The 6,810-nt window shown below is 46.7% G+C and carries 10 protein-coding genes; 2 read left to right on the top strand and 8 right to left on the bottom strand.

The genetic code is table 11. From position 1 onward, the window contains the following. The 6 genes from RMO84_RS02740 to RMO84_RS02715 form a co-directional block, all read right to left on the bottom strand. Positions 1-166, bottom strand: a 166-nt coding sequence (locus RMO84_RS02740) for a tryptophan synthase subunit alpha (RefSeq protein WP_310486921.1), incomplete at its 3' end; no start/stop codon positions are given. A 134-nt stretch (positions 167-300) separates the two neighbouring features. After that, entirely contained in the window at positions 301-609 is a 309-nt protein-coding gene (locus tag RMO84_RS02735; RefSeq protein ID WP_310486919.1) for a DUF3007 family protein, read from the bottom strand. A 9-nt stretch (positions 610-618) separates the two neighbouring features. Next, a complete protein-coding gene (gene ndhL, locus RMO84_RS02730; RefSeq protein ID WP_396135751.1) occupies positions 619-855 on the bottom strand; it encodes an NAD(P)H-quinone oxidoreductase subunit L in 237 nt (78 codons plus the stop codon). 183 nt (positions 856-1,038) lie between these two features. Then, entirely contained in the window at positions 1,039-1,275 is a 237-nt protein-coding gene (locus RMO84_RS02725; RefSeq protein ID WP_310486918.1) for a hypothetical protein, read from the bottom strand. A 35-nt stretch (positions 1,276-1,310) separates the two neighbouring features. Then, positions 1,311-2,474 (bottom strand): GNAT family N-acetyltransferase, encoded by a 1,164-nt coding sequence (locus RMO84_RS02720; RefSeq protein ID WP_310486917.1) that lies wholly within the window; start codon positions 2,472-2,474, stop codon positions 1,311-1,313. A 176-nt stretch (positions 2,475-2,650) separates the two neighbouring features. Next, the gene (locus tag RMO84_RS02715) at positions 2,651-3,169 is read right to left on the bottom strand and encodes a hypothetical protein (protein ID WP_310486916.1); all 519 of its coding nucleotides are present in this window, start codon (positions 3,167-3,169) and stop codon (positions 2,651-2,653) included. Between the two features lie 168 nt (positions 3,170-3,337). Between RMO84_RS02715 and argH the strand changes: the two genes are divergently transcribed. Next, entirely contained in the window at positions 3,338-4,720 is a 1,383-nt protein-coding gene (gene argH / locus RMO84_RS02710) for an argininosuccinate lyase (RefSeq protein WP_310486915.1), read from the top strand. Positions 4,721-4,798: 78 nt separating this feature from the next. On the opposite strand, the gene RMO84_RS02705 is transcribed toward argH, so the two are convergent. Then, positions 4,799-4,972, bottom strand: coding sequence for a hypothetical protein (locus tag RMO84_RS02705; protein WP_015157954.1), 174 nt, complete (start codon positions 4,970-4,972; stop codon positions 4,799-4,801). A gap of 316 nt (positions 4,973-5,288) precedes the next feature. On the opposite strand from RMO84_RS02705, the gene RMO84_RS02700 reads away from it, so the two are divergent. Further along, positions 5,289-6,134: an alpha/beta hydrolase gene (locus tag RMO84_RS02700; protein WP_310486914.1), complete on the top strand. Its 846-nt coding sequence runs from the start codon at positions 5,289-5,291 to the stop codon at positions 6,132-6,134. Positions 6,135-6,152: 18 nt separating this feature from the next. Here the strand turns inward: RMO84_RS02700 and RMO84_RS02695 are convergent. Then, positions 6,153-6,810 (bottom strand): pantothenate kinase (locus RMO84_RS02695; protein ID WP_310486913.1); only part of this gene is annotated, 658 nt, incomplete at its 5' end.

The following is a 6,810-nucleotide window of genomic DNA, read 5'->3' as shown; positions in this document are numbered from 1 at the left end:
CTGAATAGGGAACGCCTAATTCGATTAAATCCGCACCTGCGGCATCTAAGGTTTTGAGTGCTGCTGCCGTGGTTGCTAAGTCTGGATCGCCAGCGGTAATAAACGGAATGAGCGCACACTGACCGCGATCGCGTAAAGACTGAAAACAACTAGAGACGGAGAGCATATGAAATGGGGACGGGGACTGGGGGACTGGGTAACTAAGGCGAATATCTCTGACTAGCTAAATGCAGTCAATACTTAATACTAATAGCGATCTCCATTTAGATCGGGTAAGAAAGTATTAATTAGAAAATAAATCTACGTCTGAGTGCGTTCTCGATCGATTTCGGCTTGAATTTCGGCAAGTTGTTCGGGAGTTAGTTCGTCGAGGCGTTTTTGCAAAACAGCTTCCTCATAGTCTTTGAGCTGTTGCCCGTATGTGGTGTTCTTGGTCGCCACCCGAAATACATAGCTAAATGACCACGCCAAGATGATGCCAACTAGGACAAGCTGACTCCAAATACCCGCATTGATATTATCCAAGCCCGCTAACTTCAGTCCTAAGTATCCAGCACCACCGATCGCAAACACCACGATTCCAATGACAATGACATCAATTTTACGCATTAGCGATCTCTAAGCCTCGATTTCGCGGCGTTTGGGACGAAGATTGAGGAATGGTGAGAGTAAAATCATCCCTGGAAAAAAGAAGAACACTAGAAAATACATCGCTAGCCGCTCGATCGAACTAGCTACATACCATCGCTTTTGCAGATACAAGTACAATGCCCCAGGCAACACCAGCAAGTAAGACCCGCTCAAAATTAAATACAAGAGTGCGACTATCATAAGATTCGAGCTTAAATAAAGCAGTGTGACGATTGTCGGTAGGATTTTTGGTTAATCGGCTAGTCTCTATTCTATCAGCAATAGTACATTGCGGTCTTTAGAGCGGCTGTGCGGAAGATCGTTTTGCTAAAATTCGACAATACGATCGACTTAGTTGTAAACCAAATTAGTTGTAAACCAAATCAAGGCAGGGTTTTGAGATCGTGTCTATCGTCGATACCAGCTATAGCCGATGCCGCCAATCGAGGCCCAAAATAACAATCCACAACAAATACTCATCGCTCCATCAGGAGAAACTTCTCGCTCGTACGATTGCTGGCGGTTAGACTTAACTAACAATCTGGCGATCGCATATCCTGGACTCTTAACGAAGATATCAAAAATAATGGAGGCAAAAATCCATTTGAGGATTTCAGCAACCAGCGTAGCAATTATTTCTCCCATTTTCGATTAAAGTGAGCTTGTATTCGATCTTTTAATTAAGACAGATCCTCTGGATCGTTTTTTTCGATCCGGTTGGGTAAAGGTTGGCGCGAGGGTTGAAGGCTTTGGAGCATCTCGGCGATTTGGAGATTTTCCAGAGACAGATGTTTGGCTTCTCGGAGCTTGTGCCACACGGAGCGGGACATCAGGAGACTGTGCTTGACGCGCACCGCGCCGATTTGTTGGAAGTATTCTTCGCGTTCGGGTTGGTAGTCAGCCGAAACCAATTGGAGCGGCTGTAATGGCAGATATTGACAAGAGCGCGCCAGTTGCGCCATTAGCTCTGGGTAGAGCCAAGTATAGGCAGGATGGACGGTCAATTCGGCTTGGTGAGTGCGGTGCTCTTCGCTACCGGATTGTTGCCCAGTGTTGAGCGATAATCGATAATACCCGATCGCGGCTTTGCGTTGAGTCTCAAAGACGTAGTTGCTGAAAGATTGCTTTTGTTGCAGCCATTGACGCACTTTCCCAACCATCGTTTGCATCAGGTTGTGCTTGAAGTCGTGAACTTGGCGATCGAATACTTGCCGCAACAGGGGTGGCATCGATACCGTATCTAATTGGTAAATTAGTTGGGCATCCATATTTCTGACTGGCAACAGATTGGGTAAATCTGGTTCCCGTTGGGCTAACTCTTTGAGCAGCTCGGGGGCAATTTCCCAATAGGTCATGTGCGCCAGCGGTTGAAATCCATTTTGGCGATAGAGCGCGAGTGACGAGTTATCGTTGACATCTACTTCTAGCACCCAAGTACTGGCATCGACGATATGCTCGAAACAGTAGCGTAGTAATTGCGATCCGATATCACTTTTCCCCGTCACTTCTTCTGGGGAACCTGACTGACGATCGATCGACACCCATTCTACGTGCCAGGTGCTGCGAGTGCGATTGAAGGGTGAAACACTAATTGCGCCCCGAACTTGTTGCTCGCATTCAGCAACTAACAAAGCTCGATCTGTCAAACTGGGCGTGGGAATAATATTTAGAAATTGAAATGGTGCGTACCAGCGACTCATCTGCTTGAGCAGGTGCTCGATTTGCAGCTTCACGGCTGGGTCGGGAATAGTAACTTGTTGACATAAGCTAGCGATCGCATCAATATCCCGATATTGAAGCGGACGAACGATCGTCTGATGTTTAGATCCATTAGTCGCAGCCATTATATATCCTTTGTCAACCATAGGGTTCGATCCTACTATAACATCTCCAACTAGATTGGGATCTTCATACTGGCAAGAGCGAGATTTATCGAGTCAGGAGGTATTTTCAGTTGTTCCCCTTTGCAGGGAGTGTGAGCGAGCAAAACTGGGACGACTGAACTACTAACGCTGCTGACTTATTTTTTATCAATGACAGCGTTCATGGCTTTGATGGTTGAAGTTAGTCCTTCAGCCGCTTTGGCTTTGTCTGGTGTCGCACTACCCATAGCAGTTTTGACAGTTTCAATGCCACTAGCGATCGCCGGATAGCTAGCTCCAGCTTTGGCTTTAACAATTGGCTCTACAGCGGGCCAAGCACTGCTAAATTTAGCAAACTGAGTCTTAGCTTTGGCAACATCGCCACTCTTAATCGCACTATTAGCCATGACTAATGCGGTCTTGATCGGAGTGAGTTGAGTTTTTTCGGCTGCGGACAAGGCACCACCAGCACCAGCAGCGGGAGTAGTAGTTGTGGTACTTGCAGTTGGCGCAGTGGACGCACCAGTAGTTGGCGCAGCAGATGTCTCAGTTTTAGTCGTAGTCTCAGTCGTTTCGGTTTTATTTTTTTTGCCGCAACTAGTAATGGCTAGGGCAGCACTCAAACAAAGTACGGTGAGCAGACTAGTAGCTTTGATTGTCGTTTGTTGAATAGACATGTGGATGTTTTAGTAAACTTTAGAGTTGACATGACATTCACATGATAGCGTGGAAATAGTAACTAGTAAGTATCAAACAGTTCGGTCAACTGTCTATTCCGGCATATGGCTGGTTGTCGATCGCATTCAACTTACAATCTCAGTAGCTCTTGCGCCCTTAATTTTTATATGGATCGACCACAGACTTGGAGCGATCGCTTTGAAGGAACTCTACATCCAGCGATCGCCAAATTCAATGCTAGTATCGGCTTCGATCTGGAGTTGATCGAGTACGATCTGACTGGTTCCTGCGCTCATGCGCGCATGTTGGCGCAGACGGGGATAATCGGCACGGAAGAGGGAGATGTCCTCGTTGCTGGTTTGGAGCAAATCCGTCAAGAATACCGAGCTGGCCATTTCCAGCCAGGGGTGGATGCTGAAGATGTCCATTTTGCCGTCGAACGGCGACTGACAGAAATCGTCGGCGAAGTTGGGAAGAAGATCCACACTGCACGATCGCGTAACGATCAAGTCGGTACTGATACTCGATTATACTTACGCGATCGGATCCGTCAGATCCAAGCCCAACTTCGCGATTTTCAGCAAGTCTTACTAACCCTAGCCGAGCAGCATGTCGAAACGCTAATTCCTGGCTACACGCACCTCCAACGCGCGCAACCATTGAGTTTGGCTCATCACTTACTGGCTTATTTTGAGATGTCTGGGCGTGACTGGGAGCGGCTGAATGATGTTTACAAGCGAACGAATATTTCGCCACTGGGTTGTGGTGCGCTTGCCGGTACGACATTACCGATCGATCGCGACTACACGGCGCAGTTACTCGGCTTCGATGCTATTTATGGGAATAGTTTAGATGGGGTGAGCGATCGAGATTTTGCGATCGAATTTCTCGGTGCGGCTAGTTTGATTATGGTACATCTCAGCCGTTTGGCTGAGGAAGTCATCATCTGGGCATCAGAAGAGTTTCGGTTCGTGAGCTTGACCGATCGCTGTGCGACTGGTTCGAGTATCATGCCCCAGAAGAAGAATCCTGACGTGCCAGAACTAGTGCGCGGCAAAACCGGCAGGGTGTTCGGTCATTTGCAAGCCATGCTGGTAATGATGAAGGGCTTACCACTGGCTTATAACAAGGATTTGCAGGAAGACAAAGAAGCTCTATTCGATGCGGTCGCTACCGTGCGAGCTTGTCTCGAAGCGATGACGATCTTGATACGTGAAGGGATCGAATTTAGACCCGCACGGCTAGCTGAAGCTGTCGCTGCCGATTTTGCCAATGCTACCGATGTTGCGGACTATTTAGCCACGAAAGGCGTACCTTTCCGCGAAGCTTACAATCTAGTGGGCAAAGTAGTGAAAACTTGTTTGAGCCAAAATAAACTGCTCAAGGATTTAAGTCTAGCTGAGTGGCAGCAACTGCATCCGGCCTTCGAGGCAGATATATATGCAGCGATCGATCCCAGACAAGTAGTAGCAGCTAGAAATAGTTATGGGGGGACTGGATTCGATCGAGTTCGTCAAGCGATCGATCGAGCCAGGATTCAACTTAGTTAAGAACAGCGATCGGGGATAATTAAGTTCGGGAAAGTTCGATCTTGCCCTCTTCCCTATCCCCTCTTCCCTATCCCCTAACTAAGTTGCTGCTGCGGATGTATCTTCGTTATCTTCCTCAGCCGAAGTACCATTGGATTGGGGACGGAATCTCGATTTGAACATCCGACCGCCAGTGGGGCGTTTTCTAAACTTACGAGCGTATGCTTGATTACGCTCCGCCTTTTCCTTCTTCAGGTTGCGGCGTTTTGCCATATTTGCCTCTGTAAAAATAAACGATAAATTAACATTGTCAACCCGCTAAGGGCTGACTCCGTCTGGGCTGTGCTAGTAATCCGTAGCTGTCTCAATACGATTAAAGATCGAACATAACTATCGGAATTTTAATCCGAGCGGACATAGCTGTAGCAAATTATATCATACGTGATCGTGCGCTCGAACGACCAGCGATCGGTAAATAAATTGAAGTGTTAGCGTTGACAGTTGTACGATGAATTTAGCGGTGAGTGGTATTGAGTACTACCGCGCATTTTCCTACTTGGTGGTTTGCCGTCTCCCATCTTTAGCTCCTATGGTCGATCTTAGTTCTCGGATCAAGCTTTCAACCGGACAAATCTTTTGGCATGAAGCCGGAGACGCACGTCGTCCTGCGGTCGTCTTTTTGCATGGGAGTTGGCACGATAGCAATCAATGGCAAGAGATCGTTCGACATGTGGGCGCGCACTTTCATTGCTTGGCTCCAGATTTGCTGGGATTTGGTAACTCGATTTCTAGCCACACGCCGACTTCGATCGAGATGGAAGTGGCACACCTGCATGAATTCTTGAGTAAGCTCAAGTTGCACCCAGTTTATTTTGTCGGGCACTCTTTAGGTGCATGGATTGCAGTCAGCTATACCTTAAAATATCCAGATTTAGTGCGCGGCGTAGTCGCAATTTCACCTGAAGGATTTTCCCTAAATGGATGGCAAAAATATAGCCTCTCGACCAAATTATTGCTCGCACATCCATTGTTGTTTAAACTCTGGCTTAAAAGTTTGGCGGCAACGATCTCGATTAGTGATGGTGCGCATCCATTAGTCAAAAGTCAATCCTATTGGCAGTTTGCCAATAAATTTCCGACGACTCGTCATTTATTATTCGAGCGATCGACTCATCAGATTCGACAAGAATTAGTTGCCGATTGTTTGTCTCAATTTAGATCGCCACTGCTGGTTTTACAAATCGATAAAGACGATCGATTCACGATCGAACAAAGTCAGGATTACGTTCGCTCCGTCCAGAAATCTGAGTATAAATCTCTCAGAGTTTCTGAGGTCGATTCGCCAGATTTAGATAGGCAAATCGCCAGAGAAATCCAGGCTTTTGTCGAGCGGGCGCAACTGAAGATCGATCGTGAAGAAGTAGAATTGTGGTGATAAATAAGTCTGCAAATATTAGAGGATACAGCCTTGCAAAAGTGCCACTATTCCATGAAATAGCAACTGTCGATCGTACGTCATTCGCTCCGATCGATCTAACTTCAGATATTTCATTAATAGATCTCCATCACCACCAGTAAAAGCGATCTGACTATCTGGAAATAGCTGCCGCCACTCATAAATAAACTTACTAACTCCAGCACTAACAGTATGCAAGATGCCACTGGCGATCGAGTCTGAAGTATTGTCGCTCCATCGTGGTGGTAATTGTGACGGTAATGCTATTTCGGGTAAAGCGGCGGTACCCGTAAAAAGAGAGCAGATTTGTAATCTCAATCCTGGTAGAATGGCACCGCCAAGCAGACAGCGGCGATCGTCGATACCCGTAATAGTTAATGCCGTACCACCATCGATGACTAAGACTGGATAACCATAAATTTCACCCGCACCAAAAGTCGCTAACGCTCGATCGATTCCTAAGGTCGGATAGAGATTATGTAAGGGGATAAGATCTAAATTAATGACCTTAACTTGCGCCAACTGTTGCCAGATTTCGGTTTGACTGGGAACGACAGAAGCCAAATAAAGTGGTAGTTTCTCGATCTCGATTCCAGTTTGGTTAATTAATACTTGGAGATCGATTGGGAATGATTCATTGAATCGATCCGGAGTT

It is taken from the genome of Chamaesiphon sp. VAR_69_metabat_338, assembly GCF_031423935.1.
Lineage (GTDB): Bacteria > Cyanobacteriota > Cyanobacteriia > Cyanobacteriales > Chamaesiphonaceae > Chamaesiphon.
The sequence above is the reverse complement of the archived record's forward strand: the minus strand, read 5'-3'. Positions and strand labels throughout refer to the sequence as shown.